General features: G+C 70.1%; 16 protein-coding genes and 1 rRNA gene. 2 read left to right on the forward strand and 15 right to left on the reverse strand.

Translation table 11 applies throughout. From position 1 onward, the window contains the following. The 15 genes from BLR68_RS08510 to BLR68_RS08580 form a co-directional block, all read right to left on the reverse strand. Window positions 1-129 (reverse strand): 16S ribosomal RNA (locus BLR68_RS08510); the annotation flags it as partial. Window positions 130-713: 584 nt separating this feature from the next. Further along, window positions 714-2,027: a tyrosine--tRNA ligase gene (tyrS, locus tag BLR68_RS08515; RefSeq protein ID WP_018187252.1), complete on the reverse strand. Its 1,314-nt coding sequence runs from the start codon at window positions 2,025-2,027 to the stop codon at window positions 714-716. 32 nt (window positions 2,028-2,059) lie between these two features. After that, the gene (locus BLR68_RS08520; RefSeq protein WP_231370949.1) at window positions 2,060-2,410 is read right to left on the reverse strand and encodes a VOC family protein; all 351 of its coding nucleotides are present in this window, start codon (window positions 2,408-2,410) and stop codon (window positions 2,060-2,062) included. 39 nt (window positions 2,411-2,449) lie between these two features. Next, complete coding sequence (locus BLR68_RS08525; protein ID WP_018187250.1) at window positions 2,450-3,145, reverse strand: hypothetical protein; 696 nt, start codon at window positions 3,143-3,145, stop codon at window positions 2,450-2,452. Then, entirely contained in the window at window positions 3,142-3,783 is a 642-nt protein-coding gene (locus BLR68_RS08530) for a SatD family protein (protein WP_018187249.1), read from the reverse strand. Before BLR68_RS08530 ends, BLR68_RS08525 begins: the two co-directional genes overlap by 4 nt. Window positions 3,784-3,862: 79 nt before the next feature. Next, window positions 3,863-5,293: an argininosuccinate lyase gene (argH, locus tag BLR68_RS08535; protein WP_018187248.1), complete on the reverse strand. Its 1,431-nt coding sequence runs from the start codon at window positions 5,291-5,293 to the stop codon at window positions 3,863-3,865. Further along, complete coding sequence (locus BLR68_RS08540) at window positions 5,290-6,414, reverse strand: DUF418 domain-containing protein (protein WP_256335355.1); 1,125 nt, start codon at window positions 6,412-6,414, stop codon at window positions 5,290-5,292. The genes argH and BLR68_RS08540 overlap by 4 nt, the downstream gene beginning before the upstream one ends. Beyond that, window positions 6,393-7,316, reverse strand: coding sequence for an ornithine carbamoyltransferase (argF, locus tag BLR68_RS08545; protein WP_018187246.1), 924 nt, complete (start codon window positions 7,314-7,316; stop codon window positions 6,393-6,395). The genes BLR68_RS08540 and argF overlap by 22 nt, the downstream gene beginning before the upstream one ends. Then, entirely contained in the window at window positions 7,313-8,557 is a 1,245-nt protein-coding gene (locus tag BLR68_RS08550; protein ID WP_018187245.1) for an acetylornithine transaminase, read from the reverse strand. The genes argF and BLR68_RS08550 overlap by 4 nt, the downstream gene beginning before the upstream one ends. Then, entirely contained in the window at window positions 8,554-9,453 is a 900-nt protein-coding gene (gene argB / locus BLR68_RS08555) for an acetylglutamate kinase (RefSeq protein WP_018187244.1), read from the reverse strand. The genes BLR68_RS08550 and argB overlap by 4 nt, the downstream gene beginning before the upstream one ends. After that, window positions 9,450-10,607 (reverse strand): bifunctional glutamate N-acetyltransferase/amino-acid acetyltransferase ArgJ, encoded by a 1,158-nt coding sequence (argJ, locus tag BLR68_RS08560; protein WP_018187243.1) that lies wholly within the window; start codon window positions 10,605-10,607, stop codon window positions 9,450-9,452. The genes argB and argJ overlap by 4 nt, the downstream gene beginning before the upstream one ends. Then, entirely contained in the window at window positions 10,604-11,653 is a 1,050-nt protein-coding gene (gene argC, locus BLR68_RS08565) for an N-acetyl-gamma-glutamyl-phosphate reductase (RefSeq protein WP_018187242.1), read from the reverse strand. The genes argJ and argC overlap by 4 nt, the downstream gene beginning before the upstream one ends. Before the next feature lie 208 nt (window positions 11,654-11,861). Beyond that, window positions 11,862-12,848 (reverse strand): NAD-dependent epimerase/dehydratase family protein, encoded by a 987-nt coding sequence (locus tag BLR68_RS08570; protein ID WP_018187241.1) that lies wholly within the window; start codon window positions 12,846-12,848, stop codon window positions 11,862-11,864. Next, window positions 12,845-14,431, reverse strand: a complete 1,587-nt coding sequence (locus tag BLR68_RS08575) for a hypothetical protein (RefSeq protein WP_018187240.1) — start codon at window positions 14,429-14,431, stop codon at window positions 12,845-12,847. The genes BLR68_RS08570 and BLR68_RS08575 overlap by 4 nt, the downstream gene beginning before the upstream one ends. Continuing rightward, complete coding sequence (locus BLR68_RS08580) at window positions 14,413-15,183, reverse strand: ABC transporter ATP-binding protein (protein ID WP_018187239.1); 771 nt, start codon at window positions 15,181-15,183, stop codon at window positions 14,413-14,415. Before BLR68_RS08580 ends, BLR68_RS08575 begins: the two co-directional genes overlap by 19 nt. Window positions 15,184-15,242: 59 nt before the next feature. Between BLR68_RS08580 and BLR68_RS08585 the strand changes: the two genes are divergently transcribed. Continuing rightward, window positions 15,243-16,367, forward strand: a complete 1,125-nt coding sequence (locus BLR68_RS08585; RefSeq protein ID WP_018187238.1) for an AAA family ATPase — start codon at window positions 15,243-15,245, stop codon at window positions 16,365-16,367. Window positions 16,368-16,396: 29 nt separating this feature from the next. Further along, the gene (locus tag BLR68_RS08590) at window positions 16,397-17,767 is read left to right on the forward strand and encodes a carboxylesterase family protein (RefSeq protein WP_018187237.1); all 1,371 of its coding nucleotides are present in this window, start codon (window positions 16,397-16,399) and stop codon (window positions 17,765-17,767) included. Window positions 17,768-17,784 lie beyond the last annotated feature (17 nt).

Here is a 17,784-nt window from a genome sequence, read left to right on the forward strand (position 1 = left end):
CAGGTTGCTCACGTGTTACTCACCCGTTCGCCACTGATCCACAGAGCAAGCTCTGCTTCACCGTTCGACTTGCATGTGTTAAGCACGCCGCCAGCGTTCATCCTGAGCCAGGATCAAACTCTCCGTAAAAGAAAAATACTGACAACGACCGGAATAGGCCGAAGCAGCGAGCTTGAACTGACCAAAGAGATAAATCATTGCTGACTATCCGTTTGCCGACCTCCCGAAAGAAGCCGGACTTTGATCCAAAGGAATCTCACCTCAGCCGAAGCTGAAGTCGAGGTTATTTGGCATTTGACAAGTGCACGCTGTTGAGTTCTCAAGGATCGGATGCTCCCACACCACCCCGCAGGGCTTCGTAGTGAGGCAACGTCACACTCTTCGCTCGACTCCCGAACGAGACGGCACGAAACGATCAGAAGATCATGTCGGGCTCATCACCACGGGGCTTCGAGGTGGAGTACCCATCCTAGACCATGAGGTCCTGTTCTCTCTAGGAGAGGTTTGGGATGGATTTGGTTCTCCGCTTGAGGGGGCTGGGAGGCCTTCCGGTCTCTCGCTCTTCCCTGTGGGGCGAACAAGTAATAAGTTACGCGGCGCTCCGGAGTCGGGCAAATCTGGCCCGCATCCCGGGCGTGTCGCCTGTGTTTCCGGGCGAACGCGAGAGGCCGCCCTCCCTCGTCGGGGTGGGCGGCCTCGGGAGACGTCGGTCGTCAGGAGACGAACACGCCGGCCATCGTCTTCTTGCCGCGTCGGAGGACGGAGACACCGCCGGGCAGCGATCCCGTGATGACGTGTGCCTCGTCGACGACTTTCACACCGTCGACGGAGACACCGCCCTGCGAGATCGCGCGTCGCGCCTCGCTCGCACTGGAGACCAGACCGGTGTCCAGAAGCGCTTGCACGACCGGGATCTCGCCGGCCGTCGCCACGTGCGGCAACTCCTCGAGCGCGGAGCGGAGCGTGGGCGCGTCGAGCGAGGTGAGATCCCCCTGCCCGAACAGCGCATCGGAAGCGGCGGCGACCGCAGTCGCGGCATCCACCCCGTGCACCGTCGTAGTCACCTCCATCGCGAGACGACGCTGGGCCGCGCGCCGGAAGGGTTCGTCGGCGACAAGGCGCTCGTACTCCTCGATGTCGGCGCGCGTCAGGAACGTGAACACCTTCAGGCGAGCGATGACGTCGGCATCATCCGTGTTGAGCCAGAACTGGTACATCCGGTACGGGCTGCACATGTCGGCATCCAGCCATACCGCGTTGCCCTCGCTCTTGCCGAACTTCGTCCCGTCGCTGTTGGTGATCAGCGGCGTGCCGATGGCGTGCACGGACGTCCCCTCGACGCGGTGGATGAGATCCGTACCGCTCGTCAGGTTGCCCCACTGGTCGCTGCCGCCGGTCTGCAGGACGCAGCCGTACTGCCGGTACAACTCGAGGTAGTCCATCCCCTGCAGGATCTGGTAGCTGAACTCGGTGTAGCTGATGCCCGCATCCGAGTTGAGTCGTGCGGCGACGGCATCCTTCTTCAGCATCGTGCCGACCCGGTAGTGCTTGCCGACCTCGCGGAGGAAGTCGATCGCGCTCATCGGAGCGGTCCAGTCGAGGTTGTTGACCAGTCGCGCGGCGTTGTCGCCCTCGAAGCTCAGGAACCGTTCGACCTGGCCGCGCAGACGCTCGACCCACTCGGTGACGGTCTCGCGCGTGTTGAGCGTCCGCTCCGCCGTGGGCCGCGGATCGCCGATGAGACCGGTGGACCCGCCCACGAGCCCGAGCGGCTTGTGTCCGGCGAGCTGCAGACGCCGCAGGAGGAGCAGCTGCACGAGGTTGCCGAGGTGCAGGCTGGGCGCGGTCGGGTCGAAGCCGCAGTAGTACGTGATCGGCGCTCCGGAGAGGAGTTCGCGAAGCGACGCTTCGTCGGTCGACACGTGCACGAGACCACGCCAGAGGATCTCGTCCCACACATTCGCGAAGGACGGGTCGTTGGCGGGCGCGAGAGCCGTCAGTTCGGCACTCGATACGGATTCAGACACGCCCTCCAGGCTATCAGCGGGGCTCCGGCCGATCAGTCCGGGGACACCTCGTCGTACAGGCCGATGATGTTGCCCTCGGAGTCCCGCAGGTACACCCATCGCGAACGCTCATCGAGGGGCTGGATCTCGCCCATCTGCTCCCCGCCCGCGGCGACCGCGAGCGCGACGGTGTCTTCGATGCGGTCGACCGTGAAGACGACGGTGGGATGCGGCAGCACGCCCCGCACGTGCAGGTCGCCGTTCGTCCCCTCGCCGTCGGGCTGCGTGATCGTCCCCATGTCGTCACCCCAGGGGGTGTAGTCGAAACCGAGCACGTCCTTGTAGAAGGCCTGCGCCCTCGGCATGTCGTCGACCGGGATCTCGAAGTGTTCCATTTTCGCCATGACCAGAGGCAAGCAGACCCCGGCATCCGCGGCAAGGGCTCAGGCGGCGGTGCCCCACCACAGGAGGAACGCCGCGCCGAGGGCAGTGACCCAGCTGACGAGACTGCCGATGAGGAAGTACTCCGCTCGCGTGCCGAGGTCGGTGTCTCGTGAGATCTCGGGGAAGCGCACGATCCCCTTCGCCGCGAGCACGGCGGCCAGGAGCGTGAACGCGCCGGTGACCGTCAGCGCGAACACGAGGACGCGCTCGAGCGGACCGATCAGACGCCCGCCCTTGAGCGCGGTGGGCGCATCGGGGGCGACCTCCCCGCCCCGGAGGGCGGCCCGGACGACGACGTTGCCGGACTCGGTCAGGAAGACGAGCGAGCCGAGCACGAACACGCCGACGTCGAGGCTCACGGCGCCGAGCGGTGACGTGACAGGCCACAGTTCGCCGAGAGGCCCCTGATCTTCGCGCACCCCTTGGAACGCGACCGCGCCGAGTGTCACGAGTCCCACCGCGACGAGCGGCCACAGCCCCGCACGGCCGCCGGCGGAGCCCGGAGTGGCGAGGATCCACATCGCGGCGGTCCCGGCAGCGACGAAAGCCCATACACCGGCATCCGCTCCCGACGCCACGATCAGCACAGCGAGCACGGCGACGACGAAGAACGCTGCCCGTCCGCGAGCCGGCGCGTGGAGTCGGATGAGATCCGCCAGACCCACGCCCAGGAGGACGATCCCGGCACCGATCATGCGAGGTCCTCGCGCAGGTCGGCGAAGCCCGCGACGAGAGCGGCCGAACCCGCACTCGCCAGAGCCTGAGACACGGCAGGCTGCGTGATGCCCTCGGCATCCGCCAACTCGCGCTGGGTGCGACCGAGGCACCGGCCGTAGGTGAGGCGGCGAGCGCGCTCGCTCATCGACGCGACGAGTTCGTCCCTCGCGAGGAGGTAGGCGTTGGCGAGTGCCATGCGTTCGACCATGGCGGCATCCTCCCCCTGTGCTGCCGCAACACGCGTGCGCGCGTGCGGCACGGCGCGGTCTTGCAGCCGATGCGCCTCGTCGATGGCCGCCCGGGCCGCCCACCAGCCGGGCCCGTCCGTGATGTCGCCGCCGACGGGATCGACGGCGCCGACACCCAGCCCGAATCGCAGTCCGATGCCCTCCGGCAGATGCAGCTGGATCAGCAACAGCGACGTCAACGCGGCGGCGAGTCCGGGGAACACCGCCTGGAACTCGTCGCCGACCGTCGGCGCGAGAGGGGACTCGGCCACGGGATGATCGTCGTGCACCTGGCGCGACGTATCGATGATCGCTCGCTGCGCGCCGGCACGGTCGGCGAGGGTACGGGATCCGACGATGTCGGCGATCACCGCGACGCGAGAAGTCATGCCCCGCAGACTACGTCGGTTATGACTCGGTATCAATAAGCTTTTTGCTTATTTGAGACGGGGCATAAGAACAATCGGGTCAGAGTTGCAGATTCCGAGCGAGCTCCTGAGCCCGCGCGACGAGATCCGCCCGCTGCTCGGCGACCCGGACGGGCGCGGTTCCCCCCGCGCCGTCGCGACTCGCGACCGAGCCCTCGACGGTCAGGACGTCACGGACTGCGGGATCGAGATGCGGCGACACCTCTGTCAGGAGCGCGTCATCCGCCTCCTCGAGTCCGATCCCCCGCTGCTCGCACGCCTGGACCAGTGCCCCCGAGATCTCGTGGGCGTCGCGGAACGGAACGCCCCGCTTGACGAGCCAGTCCGCCACGTCGGTGGCGAGGGAGAACCCCTCCGGCGCGGAGGCCACCATGCGGTCGGTGTGGAACCGCAGCGTCGCGATCATGCCCGCGAACGCCGGGAGCAGGACCTCGAGAGTCGTCACCGAGTCGAAGACGGGCTCCTTGTCCTCCTGCAGATCGCGGTTGTAAGCGAGCGGAAGAGCCTTCAGGGTCGCGAGGAGTCCCGTGAGGTTGCCGATGAGACGACCCGACTTGCCTCGCGCGAGTTCGGCGATGTCGGGGTTCTTCTTCTGCGGCATGATGCTCGAGCCCGTCGAGAAGCCGTCGTCCAGACGCACGAAGGAGAACTCCCGCGTGTTCCAGATGATGATGTCCTCGGCGAAACGCGAGATGTCGACCCCGATCATCGCGGTCACAAAGGCGAACTCGGCGACCACGTCGCGTGCGGACGTGCCGTCCATCGAGTTCTCGGCCGGACGAGCCAGTCCCAGATCCTGCGCCACCGCCTGCGCATCGAGACCGAACGTCGCGCCCGCGAGCGCTCCCCCGCCGTACGGCGAGACGGATGCCCGCGCGGTCCAGTCGCGAAGACGCTCGAGGTCGCGGACGAGAGGCCAGGCGTGCGCCTGCAGGTGATGGGCGAGGAGGACGGGCTGAGCGTGCTGGAGATGCGTGCGTCCGGGCATGATCGCGGTGGGGTTCGCCTCGGCCTGCGCGACGATCGCGTCGATGACCCTCAGCAGGTCCCGCGCGATGACCCGCGAGTGATCGAGGAGATACAGACGCACGAGCGTGGCGATCTGGTCGTTGCGGCTGCGACCTGCGCGGAGCTTGCCCCCGAGTTCGGGGCCCACCTCCCGGATCAGAGCCGCCTCGAGGGCGCCGTGCACGTCCTCATCCGATTCGGCGGCGACGAGGTCGCCCGAGCGCACGGCATCGCGCAGGGCGTCGAGGCCCGCGTGCATCCGAGCCTCCTCGTCCGGCGTGAGGTATCCGGCGGACGCGAGTGCACGCGCGTGCGCGTGCGAACCGGCGAGATCGTATTCGGCGAGCGACCAGTCGAAGTGCGTGGAACGGCTCAGCGCGACGAGCTCCGGAGAGGGGCCCGTCGCGAACCGCCCGCCCCACAGTGCACCCTGATTCGTCGCCTCGCTCTTGCTCTCGCTCACGAGACCACCCTATCGGCGCCGGATGCCTCCTCCCGAGGCACCAGCCGGCGCGACAGCGACGCGAGCGCCCGCTCGAGCGGGCCCTGGCCGAGGGTCGCCGCCCACGCGGAGCAGAGGAGCACGGCGCCCAGGCAGAACCACCAGAAGAGACCGAGGTCACGGAACGCCCGGAGGTCGGTGGTGTCCCCGAAGACGGCGAGAGCGACGAGCGCCCACGCGAGGACCTGACCGACGTACGCCGTCAAAGGCATCGATCCGACGGCACGCAGCGGCGCCACGAGCCAGGTCACCGGCGTCCGGCAGAGCAGCAGACACGCGCCGATCACCGCGACCGCAAAGCCGCCTGACGCGATGACCTCCACGAGGCCGCCGCTGTGGGCCTCGGCGGAGAAGACCGCTTCCTCGTAAGAGCCCGGCGCGACGCCGCCGGCCCCGACGACGGTCGAGGGGCCTCCCCCGACGACCACCGCCGCCACCCCCGAGGCCAGGATCGTCACCTGGATCGATGCGCTCCCGAGATCCGATCGCCCCAACGCCATCCCGGCGACCACGAAGGCGATCCAGAGGGGGAACGGGTAGGCCCACCCCGTGAGGAAGAAGAGCGTTCGGCCCGCGTCGGACCCCCAGACCGGCAGACCGTCGATGAGCGGCAGCACCCACGGCACGGCCAGGGCAACGGATGCCGCGATCGCCCAGAGCGCGCGAGCGGAGAGGGCGAGCAGCGGAACGGCGAGGAGGAACAGGATCCCGTACGCCTGCAGGATGACGTAGATCGGGACGCCCGTCTGCGTGAGCAGCAGACCCACCGCCCACACGGCGCCCGCACGGACGGCGAGTCGACGTCGGTCGACCCTCAACAGTCCGCCGCGGTGCGGCATCCGTCCACCCGTCATCAGCGCGATCGAGACACCCGCGAGGACGGCGAAGAGGATCGAGGATCGCCCGTTGACGAGATCGATCCACGTCGACGGGTCGGACAGCACGACGTCCTGCTCGATCGTCAGGAGATGCGCCGCGAGCATGCCGAACACGGCGAGCGCCCGGGCGAGGTCGATGCCGTGGAGCCTGGCGGGGCCGTTCCAGCTCCGCCAGGCATCCCTCACTGCTGTCGCAACAGCCACACCAGCAGCGCCTTCTGCGCGTGCAGGCGGTTCTCGGCCTCGTCCCAGACGACGCTCTGCGGTCCGTCGATCACGTCCGCGTCCACTTCGTATCCGCGGTCTGCGGGGAGGCAGTGGATGAAGACGGCGTCCTCCTGGGCCAGCGCCATCGTCTCCTGCGTCACCTTGTAGGAGCCCAGGTCCCGCAGGCGCGCGGTCTTCTCCTCTTCCTTCCCCATCGACACCCACGTGTCGGTCACGATGACGTCCGCACCGGCGGCTGCCTCGTTCGGATCGGTGAAGAGGGTGAGGGACCCGCCCGTCTCAGCGGCGCGGCGGTCGGCGTCGGCGACGACGTCCTCGCGGGGTGCATAGTCCTCGGGCGAGGCGATGCGCACGTGCATCCCCGCGGTGACACCCGCCAGCGCGTAGGAGTGGGCCATGTTGGAGAGCCCGTCCCCGAAGAAAGCGAGAGTGAGACCCTTCAGCTCGCCCTTGTGCTCGCGGATCGTGAGCAGGTCGGCGAGCAGCTGGCAGGGGTGGAAGTCGTCGCTCAGCGCGTTGACCACGGGGACGCGCGTGTCCCTCGCCATCTCCTCGAGCCCGGCCTGCGCGTAGGTGCGCCAGACGATCGCGGCGACCTGGCGCTCCAGCACCCGGGCGGTGTCGGAGGGGGTCTCCTTGCCGCCGAGCTGGCTGTTCGCGGTCGAGATGATGAGCGGGGAGCCGCCGAGGTCTGCGATGCCGACGGCGAACGACACGCGCGTCCGGGTCGAGGACTTGTCGAAGATGACGGCGACGGTCTGCGGACCCGCGAGCGGCTTCTCCTTCCAGCGGTCGGCCTTCAACTCGAGCGCGAGGTCGAGGATCTCGGCCTGCTCAGCGGGGGTCAGGTCGTCGTCGCGCAGCAGGTGGCGGGTCATGCGGAGGCCTCCGAGGTGTCGTGGGTCGTGTCATCGAGAATGAGGGCGTCCTCGACGGTGGCGAGGGCCCGGGCGAACAGGGTCTGGAACTCGTCGATCTCGACGTCGCCGATCGTGAGGGCCGGAGCGAGACGGATCGTCGAGTCGTTGGCGGCGTTGACGATCAGGCCGTGCTGCTGGGCAGCGGCGACGACGGCTCCGGCGACGGGATGCCGGAGCGCGACACCGATCAGCAGCCCCTGGCCGCGGCATCCCTCCACCAGAGGGGAGCCGATCGCGCCGACCGCGTCGCGGACCTGGCGGCCGCGTTCGGTCGCCGCATCGACGAGGCCGGCGTTCTCGATCTCGTCGAGGACCGCGGACGCCACGGCGGTCGCGAGCGGATTGCCGCCGAACGTGGATCCATGGGTGCCGGGGTAGTAGAGGTCGCTCGCGGCACCGAAGGTGATGAGCGCGCCGATCGGGATGCCGTTGCCGATGCCCTTGGCGACGGTGATGGCATCCGGGGTGATGCTGGCGTGCTGGAAAGCGAACCACGCTCCGGTGCGCCCGGCGCCGGTCTGGATCTCGTCGATGATCAGCAGCGCGCCGTGACGACGGGTGATCTCCCGCGCGGCGACGAGGTAACCCTCGGGCAGCTCGAGCACCCCCGCCTCGCCCTTGATCGGCTCGACGAACAGCGCCGCGACGCGGTCGTCGATGGCCTCCTCGAGAGCCTCGATCGTCGAATCGAGGAACTCGACTCCCGGGACCATGGGCTCGAAGGGCTGCTGCATGGCGGGCTTGCCGGTCAGGGCGAGCGTCCCCATGGTGCGGCCGTGGAAGGCGTTCTTCAGCGCGAGGATGCGGGGGCGGTCGCTGCCGCCGTGCAGCCGCGCGAGCTTGAAGGCGGCCTCGTTGGCCTCGGCGCCGGAGTTGCCGAAGAAGACCCGGCCGGAGTCCCCCGTGCCGGCGAGCCGCTTCAGCCGAGCCGCGAGCCCCAGCTGGGGCGGCGTGGCGAAATAGTTCGAGACGTGCCCCAGGGTCGCGGCCTGCTCGGCGACGGCGTGCACGAACACGGGGTGGGCGTGACCGAGGGAGATCACGGCGATGCCGCCGAGGAAGTCGAGGTAGCGCGTGCCTTCGTCGTCCCACAGGTGCGCGCCTTCGCCGCGCACGAGCAGAGCGAACCGGTCACCCGAGTTGAGGACGAGGTCGCGTGCGGCGTCGTCCTTCCAGCTCACCGTCGTCTGCACGGTCATCCCGCCACCACCTCTGTTCCGATTCCGCGTTGTGTGAAGAGTTCGACGAGCACTGAATGCGGCTGGCGCCCGTCGATGATCGCCGCACGGTCGACGCCGCCGTCGACCGCGTCGAGGCAGGCCTGCATCTTGGGGATCATCCCCGACTCGAGGCTCGGCACCAGGGCGCGCAGCTCCGTCGCCGTCAGGTGCGAGACCAGCGAGTCGCGGTTGGGCCAGTCGGCGTAGAGGCCGGCGACGTCGGTGAGGATGACGAGCTTGACCGCGCCGAGAGCGACGGCGAGCGCCGCAGCCGCGGCATCCGCGTTGACGTTCAGGGAGCTGCCGGGCTGATCGACGTCCGGCGCGATCGACGAGACGACCGGCACCCGATCAGCGGCGAGGTGGTCGAGGATCGCCGTCGGGTCGACGCCGACGACGTCGCCCACGTGCCCGAGGTCGTGCTCGGCTCCGTCGACGACGACACCGCGACGGCGGCCCCGGAAGAGTCCGGCGTCCTCCCCCGACATCCCGGTCGCGAACGATCCGTGCGCGTTGATGCGCGACACGAGCTGCGGGTTGATCTGCCCCGCGAGGACCATGCGGACGACCCCGATCGCCTCGGTGCTCGTGACGCGGTAGCCGCCCTTGAACTCGCTGGGGATCGCGAGGCGGTCGAGCATGGTCGAGATCTGCGGTCCACCGCCGTGCACGACCACGGGCTTCACCCCGACGTGGTGGAGGTACGCGATGTCCTCGGCGAAGGCGGCCTGCAACTCCTCGCTGACCATCGCGTTGCCGCCGTACTTGATGACGACGATCTGATCGCGGAAGCGCTGGAGCCAGGGCAGGGATTCGACGAGGACCGCGGCCTTGCCGGCGGCCTCTTCGGGCGTGGTCTGCTGGATATCGGTCATGACGAGTAGGCGCTGTTCTCGTGGACGTAGTCGTGCGTGAGGTCGTTGGTGAGGATCGTCGCCGCGGCCCGGCCGACCCGCAGATCGACGAGGATGTGCGTCGCGCGCGGAGTCAGGTCGACCTCCTCGCGGGGGCGGTCGGGACCGCCGGCCGTGCAGACCCGGACCCCGTTGAACGACACGTCGACGTCGTAGGGGTCGAAGGCGGCATCCGTCGTCCCGATCGCCGCCAGCACGCGCCCCCAGTTGGGGTCGTTGCCGAAGATGGCGGCCTTGAAGAGGTTGTTGCGCGCAATCGAGCGGCCGACCGTGACGGCATCCTGTTCGTTCTCGGCGCCGACGACCTCGATCGTGATGTCGTGGCTCGCACCCTCGGCATCCCCCTGCAGCTGCGCGGCGAGGTCGAGGCAGAGCTCGGTGAGGGCCAGCGCGAACGCGGCCGGCTCGGGACGGATGCCGCTGGCTCCGCTCGCGAGGAGCGTCACCTGGTCGTTCGTCGACATGCACCCGTCGGAGTCGAGCCGGTCGAAGCTGACCCGCGTGGCCTCGCGGAGCGCGGCGTCGGCGGCCGCGGCATCCAGATCGGCGTCGGTCGTGATGACCACGAGCATCGTCGCCAGGCCCGGGGCGAGCATGCCGGCGCCCTTGGCCATGCCGCCGATCGTCCAGCCGTCCTTCGAGACGACGGCGCGCTTGGGACGGGAATCGGTGGTCATGATGGCGAGGGATGCCGCGTCTCCCCCGTCGGCGGAGAGGGCGGCGACACCCTTCGCGACACCGTCGAGGACCTTTCCGCGGAAGACCTCGTCACCGGTGCCGATGAGACCGGTCGAGCAGACGAGCACGTCACCAGCGCCGATCCCGAGGAGCTCGGCGGCCTTCTCGGCGGTCTGGTGCGTCGTCTGGAACCCGAAGGTCCCGGTGAAGCAGTTCGCTCCCCCGGAGTTGAGGACGATCGCCTCGACCACGCCGTCCCCGATGACCTGCTGCGACCACAGGATCGGGTTGGCCTTGGCGCGGTTGGTCGTGAAGACGGCCGCACCGACCTTCTTGGGCCCGCGGTTCACGACGACGGCGACGTCGTTCGCGCCCGTCGACTTGAGGCCTGCGGCGACGCCGGCCGCCTCGAATCCCTGTGCTGCCGTGACGCTCACGGTGCCACCCCGTTCACGCTCAGGCCCGTCGACTCGGTGAGACCGAGGGCGATGTTCATCGATTGGATCGCGGCACCGGCGGTGCCCTTCACGAGGTTGTCCACGGCGGCGACGACGACGACGCGTCCGGCGGCCCGGTCGATCGCGAGTCCGAGGAGCGCCGTGTTGGCGCCCAGCACGTCGGCCGTCCGCGGGAACGACCCCTCGGGCAGCAGGTGCACGAACGACTCGTCGGCGTACGCCGATTCCCACGCGCCCCGGATCTGCGCATCGGTGACACCGGGCGCGATGGGGGCCGTCGAGGTGGCGAGGATGCCGCGGGCCATGGGGACGAGGACCGGCGTGAACGAGATGCGGATGTCCGTCTCGGCCGGAGCGGCGGCGGCGAGCGCCTGCCGGATCTCGGGGATGTGCCGGTGCGTGCCGCCGACCGCGTACGGGTTGGCGGTGCCGAGGATCTCGGACGCGAGGAGGTTCGTCTTGAGGCTCTTGCCCGCCCCCGAGGGTCCGACGGCGAGCACCGTCACGATGTCGCCCGGGTCGATGACGCCGGCGGCGACACCGGGGGCGAGGCTCAGGGAGACGGTGGAGGCGTTGCACCCGGGCGCCGCGATGCGCCGCGCGCCGACGAGGGCGTCGCGCTGCTTCGCGGTTCCGGTGGGGAGTTCGGGGACCCCGTAAGCCCACGGCTCGGAGAACGCACCCCCGTAGAACGCGTCCCACGCGGCGGGGTCGGTGAGCCGGTGGTCCGCCCCGGCATCGATGACGAGAGGAACGCCCTCGAGCATGTCGGTGTACTGCGCGGACTGACCGTGCGGCAGGGCGAGGAAGACGACGTCGTGACCGGCGAGGATGTCGGGGGTCGTGTCCTGCAGCGTCAGGTGCGCGAGCGACCGGAGGTGCGGCTGGTGGTCGATGAGGGGCTGTCCGGCGTTGGAGTGCGCCGTGACGGTGCGGATCTCGACGTCGGGATGCGACGCGAGGAGGCGGAGGATCTCTCCACCCGCATAGCCGGAAGCGCCGGAGACGGCGACCGAGAAGGTCATGGATTCAACCTTATTGTCTGGAGTGAGCGGGGCCGAAGACGGCGACACCTGCGGCTCGATCCGCCGTGCGCGGAGAGCGGGAGGGGTCGCCTAGCGTCGGCGGTCGCCCAGACGTCGACGCGCGCGGACCACCGTCGAGACGGTGAGGGTCGCGGGCGAGGACATACCGCGACGGTAGCGCCGCGGCATCCGTCGTCGCAAATCGAGCTCAGCGCCCAGGCGGGAGCGCATCGATGAGAGCGAGCTCCTCGGCGCGTTCGAGACCCGCTGCGCGGGAACGGGCGACACCGCGTGCGCGCTCGTCCGCGAGGACGCGGTCGACCGTCTCGGAGAGGGGACGGATGCCGCCGCCCGCCGCCCGATAGGCGGCACCGCTCCGCGCGGCGAACCCGGGTACGTCGGCCGGGAGCCACAACGGGAGCGACCGGGGCCCGGACCAGAAGGCGACGCCGTGACGCTCGAGCCAGTCGGTCGGCGCGGCGTGCATCTCGCCGGTGTGGCCGGCGGTCTCCCGCGCGACGGTGAGGACGTCCGCGAGGGGGTGCGAGTGACCGACCGCATCGACGACACCGTCGAACCCGCGCGCCCCCGATGCCACGACGAACGAGACCAGGTCGTCCACGTCGATCACCTGCGCGCGCAGCTCGGCGGCCTCGGGGACGAGGACGGGCTCCGCCCCGGCGGCGGCGAACCGCGCCGGCCAGTAGCCGAACCGATCCGTCGGGTCTCCGGGGCCCACGATGAGCCCCGGACGGACGATCGCCACGCGGGCGCCGAGCCCAACGGCAGCCTGCTCGCCGGCGACCTTGGCGCGGGCGTAGTCGTCCGGGTCGTCCTCGCCGAGAGGCTCCACCAGGCCCGCGTCCTCGTCGGCGCCCGGGGTGCTCGCGTCGGCATAGACGGACACGCTGGAGATGTACGTCGCGTGCGCGGCACGGTCACCGAGCGCGGATGCCGCGTGGGCGACGTGCGCCGGGACGGAGGAGACATCGACGATCTCATCCCAGTCGGTTCCGGCGAACGTGCGATACGCGTCCGGTTCGGCGCGGTCGAGCACGACGAGCTCGGCACCCTCCGGTGCCGTCCGACCGCCGCGACCGCTGACCGTCACGCGGGCGCCGCGGTCGAGCCAGGCCGCGGCGACCCGCCGGCCCACCCATCCGGTACCGCCGAGGACGAGGACGCGGTCGCTCATGTCGTCGGGAGGGACCGGATGCGGTCGAAGAGCTCGGGTCCGGAGCGGTCGAAGGTCCGCCCACCCAGGAAGACACCGAGGACGGCGGCACCGGCTCCGACGATGAGGCCGACCGCGAGGGTCGCGAAACCCCAACCCGCCGGGCCTTGGACCATGCCGGTGACCGCGATGACGAGGACGGGGAGCGACAGCACGCCGATCACCGCCCACACGACGAAGACGAGGAGTCCGCTGACGAAGGTCTGGCCGGGAACGCTCTTGAACGGACTGTCCCCCGGCGCCGCAACGGGCGCGATGATCATCGCCGACGTCACCGCCGACACCCCGTATCCGACCAGGAGGACCCCCAGGGATGCGCCGAGCACGAGTGCAAGACGCCCGGCATCCCCACTGAGGACGCAGCTCACGATCGAGACGATGACGACGAGAGGGATGCCGAGGCTCGCCGCGCCGAGGAGACGTCCAAGACGGTCGTCTCGGCCGCGGATGCCCGTCGCGAGGACCGTCGCGTACGCCGTGCCGTCGTAGGAGATGTCGGCGTATCCACCGATCGCGAGCATGAAGGCCACGAGGACCGGGGACGCCGCGAACCCGAATCCGTCGACGCCACCGATGAAGGCGAACAGGATCGGGAAGATCGGGACCACGAGCAACTGCCGGAGGTACCGCGGGTCGCGGAGCCACGCGTTGAGCGAACGGGCCCACGTCGCACCGACACCGCCGGTGGGCATGACGCCGAACAGACCGAGCTTGCCGGCGGCCACCTGCCGGCTCGACTGCCGCGGCGGGGCGGATGTCGACCGGTCGACGGCGCGGGACCAGGCCCACCCGAGGACGGCGAGGGTCGCGAGTGCGATAGCCACCCGAGCGAGCGCGAGCACTCCCTCGCCCGCGGCGAGCGCCGGCGCCACACCCCAGGCGGCGCCGAGCGGCGTCCAGGGCAGCACGGCGGCGGCGGCGCCGAAGCGATCGCCCAACGACCCCGTCCCCCCGTCGAGAAGGGCGAGGATGCCGGTGATGAGCGGGCCCGAGAGCATGATGACCACGAGCACGATCGTCCCGATGAGCTCCCGACCGCGCCGATTCCCGCCCATGCCGCCGGAGAGCTCTCCCACGAGTCGCGAGGCGACGACGCAGATCGCGACCCCGATGAGCGCGGCGGGGATGCCCGCGAGCGCCGCCAGCGGCCAGCGCAGCCACAGGATGACGGAGATCAGGGCGACGAGCGTCGTGACGACGCCCGGGATGCCGGTGATCCCCGTACCGGCGAGCGCGAGCATCGTCTGTCGTCGCGTGAACGGGAAGGGGGCCAGGCGACGCGCATCGATCGAAGTGTCCATGCCGGTCGCGACGATGGGGGCGACGACCCATCCGAGGATCAGTGCGCTCCCCCCGAGGATGCTGACGCCGGCCGCGGCGTCGAGGGAGCCGAAGATGCTGAGCGAGATGATGCCCGCCGTCACGGAGGCCAGGATCCCGAGACCCCACAAGGCGCCGAAGATGAACCCGACGAGCTGCCAGGGCCGTCGGGCGAGCGTGTTGAAGAGCGCCCGGTACCGGAGCTTCAGGACTGTCGCAACCACTGCGGCCCCTCACTCGTGTGACGGCCGCCGACGAGCTCGACGAAACGGTCCTGCAGGGTCTGCCCCGCGCGGACCTCGTCGACCGTACCCGCGGCGAGGACCCGTCCGGCCGCGATGACCGCGACGTGGTCGCACATGCGCTGGACGAGGTCCATCGAGTGACTCGAGACGATCACCGATCCGCCCGACGCCGTGTACCCGCGCAGCACGTCTTCGATGTTGGCGGCCGAGACGGGGTCGACGGATTCGAATGGTTCGTCGAGGACGAGCAGTCGTGGTGCGTGCACCAGTGCGCACGCGAGGGCGACCTTCTTGGTCATACCGGCCGAATAGTCAGCGACGATCGTCCCGGCCGCGGGGCGCAGATCCATGAGGTCGAGGAGGTCGGAGACACGGGGCGCGATCTCCGGGCGCGGAAGCCCGAACATCATCGCCGTGTAGGTGATGAGCTGCTCCCCGGTGAGACGGTCGAAGAGCCGAATGCCGTCGGAGAGGTTGCCGATCACGCGCTTGGCAGCGACCGGGTCGCGCCACACGTCGATCCCGTGCACCCAGGCGCCGCCCGCATCCGGACGCAAAAGCCCCGTCGCCATCGACAACGTGGTGGTCTTGCCCGCCCCGTTCGGGCCCACGAGGCCGTAGAACGAGCCGGACGGTACGACCAGATCGATGCCGGCGACCGCCGGAGTCGACCCGAACTGCTTCACCAGGCCGGAGAGATGGAGGGCGGGGACGCTCTGTTGCTCGCTCACGCGGCGAGCCTAGCGAACGGGCGTGTCGCGATGTCCACCCCACCTGGCAGGGTGAGGGGATGCTGCGCACGCTCGCCGTCTCCGGTTACCGATCCCTCCGCGACATCGTGCTGCCCCTCGAAGCGCTCACGGTCGTGACGGGTCCGAACGGCTCGGGCAAGTCCAACCTCTACCGCGCGCTGCGTTTACTGGCATCCGCTGCGCGCGGCGACCTCGTCGGAGCCGTCGCACGCGAGGGAGGTCTGCCGTCCCTGCTGTGGGCTGGGCCGGAGGAAGGTGGCGATCAGGGCACCGTGCGTCGGGGCCCGATCGCGGTGCAGCTCGGGTTCGCGTCGGACGAGCTCGGATACCTCGTCGACCTCGGCATCCCCCAGATCTCCCAGGAGAGCGTGTTCGCCCGTGACCCCGAGATCAAGCGGGAGCAGGTCTTCGCCGGCCCCCTGGCCAAGCCGGCGACCCTTCTGATCGACCGGCTCCGAACGCAGACGCGCGTTCGGGACGGCGCGTGGGTGAGTCTCGACCAGAAGCTCGCTCCGTTCGAGAGCATCATCACGGACCTGGCCGACGGCGACACCGCCCCGGAGCTGCTGGGGCTCCGACGGATGATGAACGGCTGGCGCTTCTACGACCACTTCCGGGTGGATGCGGACGCCCCCGCCCGCCGTCCCCAGGTCGGTACGCGGTCGCCGCTCCTCGCCCACGACGGGTCGAACCTCGCGGCGGTCTGGGCCACGGTCCACGACATGGGCTTCGGGCATCAACTCGATCGCGCCGTCGACGACGCGTTCCCCGGCAGTCGCGTGCGCGTCGAGGCGACCGACGGCGTGCTGCGACTCACCGTCAGGCAGTCGGGGCTCCTGCGGCCCCTGGACGCGGCCGAACTCTCGGACGGGACCCTCCGTTACCTGCTCCTGTGCGCGGCGCTCCTGCCCGCCAGGCCCGCACCCCTCACGGTCCTCAACGAGCCGGAGTCGAGCCTTCACCAGAGCCTGCTCGAACCGTTGGCGCATCTCGTGCGGGCGGCATCCGAGCAGACGCAGGTCATCCTGGTGTCGCACGCGTCCGGGCTCGTCGACGCGATACCCGATGCCAACCGGGTCTCTCTCGAGCGGTACAGCAACGGCACGGCCGTCGAGGGACGGGGCCGATTGGACGGCCCGCCGTGGAACTGGGGCAAGCGCTGAGCAGCCCCCTCGACGGATAGCGTTACGGGATGCCGCCACTCGCCGTCCCCGGTCCGATCCCGACGCGCTCCGGGCCCGTCACGGGCCTCCGCGACCGCGACGTCATCCGCTACCGGGGAATCCCCTACGCGACCGCCGCCCGCGGCGAGGCGCCCGTGGCGGCGCAGGCCGGACGCACAATGCTCAGCGCGGTGACTCCGGCACCTGCCTGTCCGCAGCCGTCGTCGCGGATCCTCGACACCCTCCTGGAGGGCGCCCTCGACGGTGTGAGCCAGTCCGAGGACTGCCAACGCCTGTCGATCACGCTGCCGGCGGACCTCGATCCCGGTGAGGTCGTTCCCGTCATCGTCTGGTTCCACGGCGGCGGATACACAACGGGTGCCGGCGACCTCGAGATCTACGACCCCCGCGCGCTCGTCGTCGAGCAGCGCGTCATCGTCGTCGCCGTGACCTCGCGGCTGGGGCTGCTGGGGTTCGGCGGCGGCGGATCCGGCCCGAGGCATCCGCACGACGGACCGCCCGCCAACCTGGGCCTGCTGGATCAGATCGAAGCGTTGCGCTGGATCCACGCGTCGATCGGCGCGTTCGGTGGGGATCCGACAACCCTCACCGCGATGGGCCAGTCCGCGGGCGCCGACGCGATCCTGCATCTCCTGATCAGCGAGGGGGCGCGCGGACTCATCCGCAGGGCCATCGTGCAGAGCCCGCCCCTCGGCGTCACCGGCGGACGGGAGCGCATGTTCCGAGCGATGGCGCGCGTGACGCGGGCGCTCGCCCCCGACGCCGCGACCGATGCGGTGCTGCGGCGGCAGTCCGGGGCGGAGCGCGCCTCCTGGCCGTTCGGCATCCGTTCGGGGCTTCCGTGGGGTCCGCGCTACGGTCACGCTCCCCTTCCGACCGAAGCGCAGCGGGATGCCGCGTGGCAAGCCGTCGCATCGGACGTCGACCTGCTCATCGGCACGACGCGCGAAGAGATCGCGATGTACCTGCCGGCGCTGCCCGTGGTCGCGCCGCTCCTGCGGGCTCCCGTCCTGGGGCGCGCTTTCCGAGCGCTGCTCATGCGCGCGATGGTGGGGCCGCTGACCCGCGTCGTCTACACGCGGCCCGTGCGGGCATTCGTCGACCGCCACCGAGCGGCGGGCGGTCGCGCCGTGCGGTACCTGCTGGAGGCAGCACCCGCGTCCAGTCCGATCGGAGTCGGACACACCGTCGACGTCCCGCTGGTGCTCGGAACCCGCGATGCCTGGACGCGGACGAGCCTCGTTCCGCCCGACGCCTGGGCCGAAGTCGACGCGCGCGGGCGCGCGGTGCGGAGTGTCTGGGCTGACTTCGCGCGGACCGGCACCGTCGCACCCGACGCGGATGCCGATGCCTGCGGTATGCGCTTCGATCGCGGCTGACCGCAGCACACCCCGCA

The organism is Microbacterium sp. 77mftsu3.1 (assembly GCF_900100525.1).
GTDB lineage: Bacteria > Actinomycetota > Actinomycetes > Actinomycetales > Microbacteriaceae > Microbacterium > Microbacterium aquilitoris.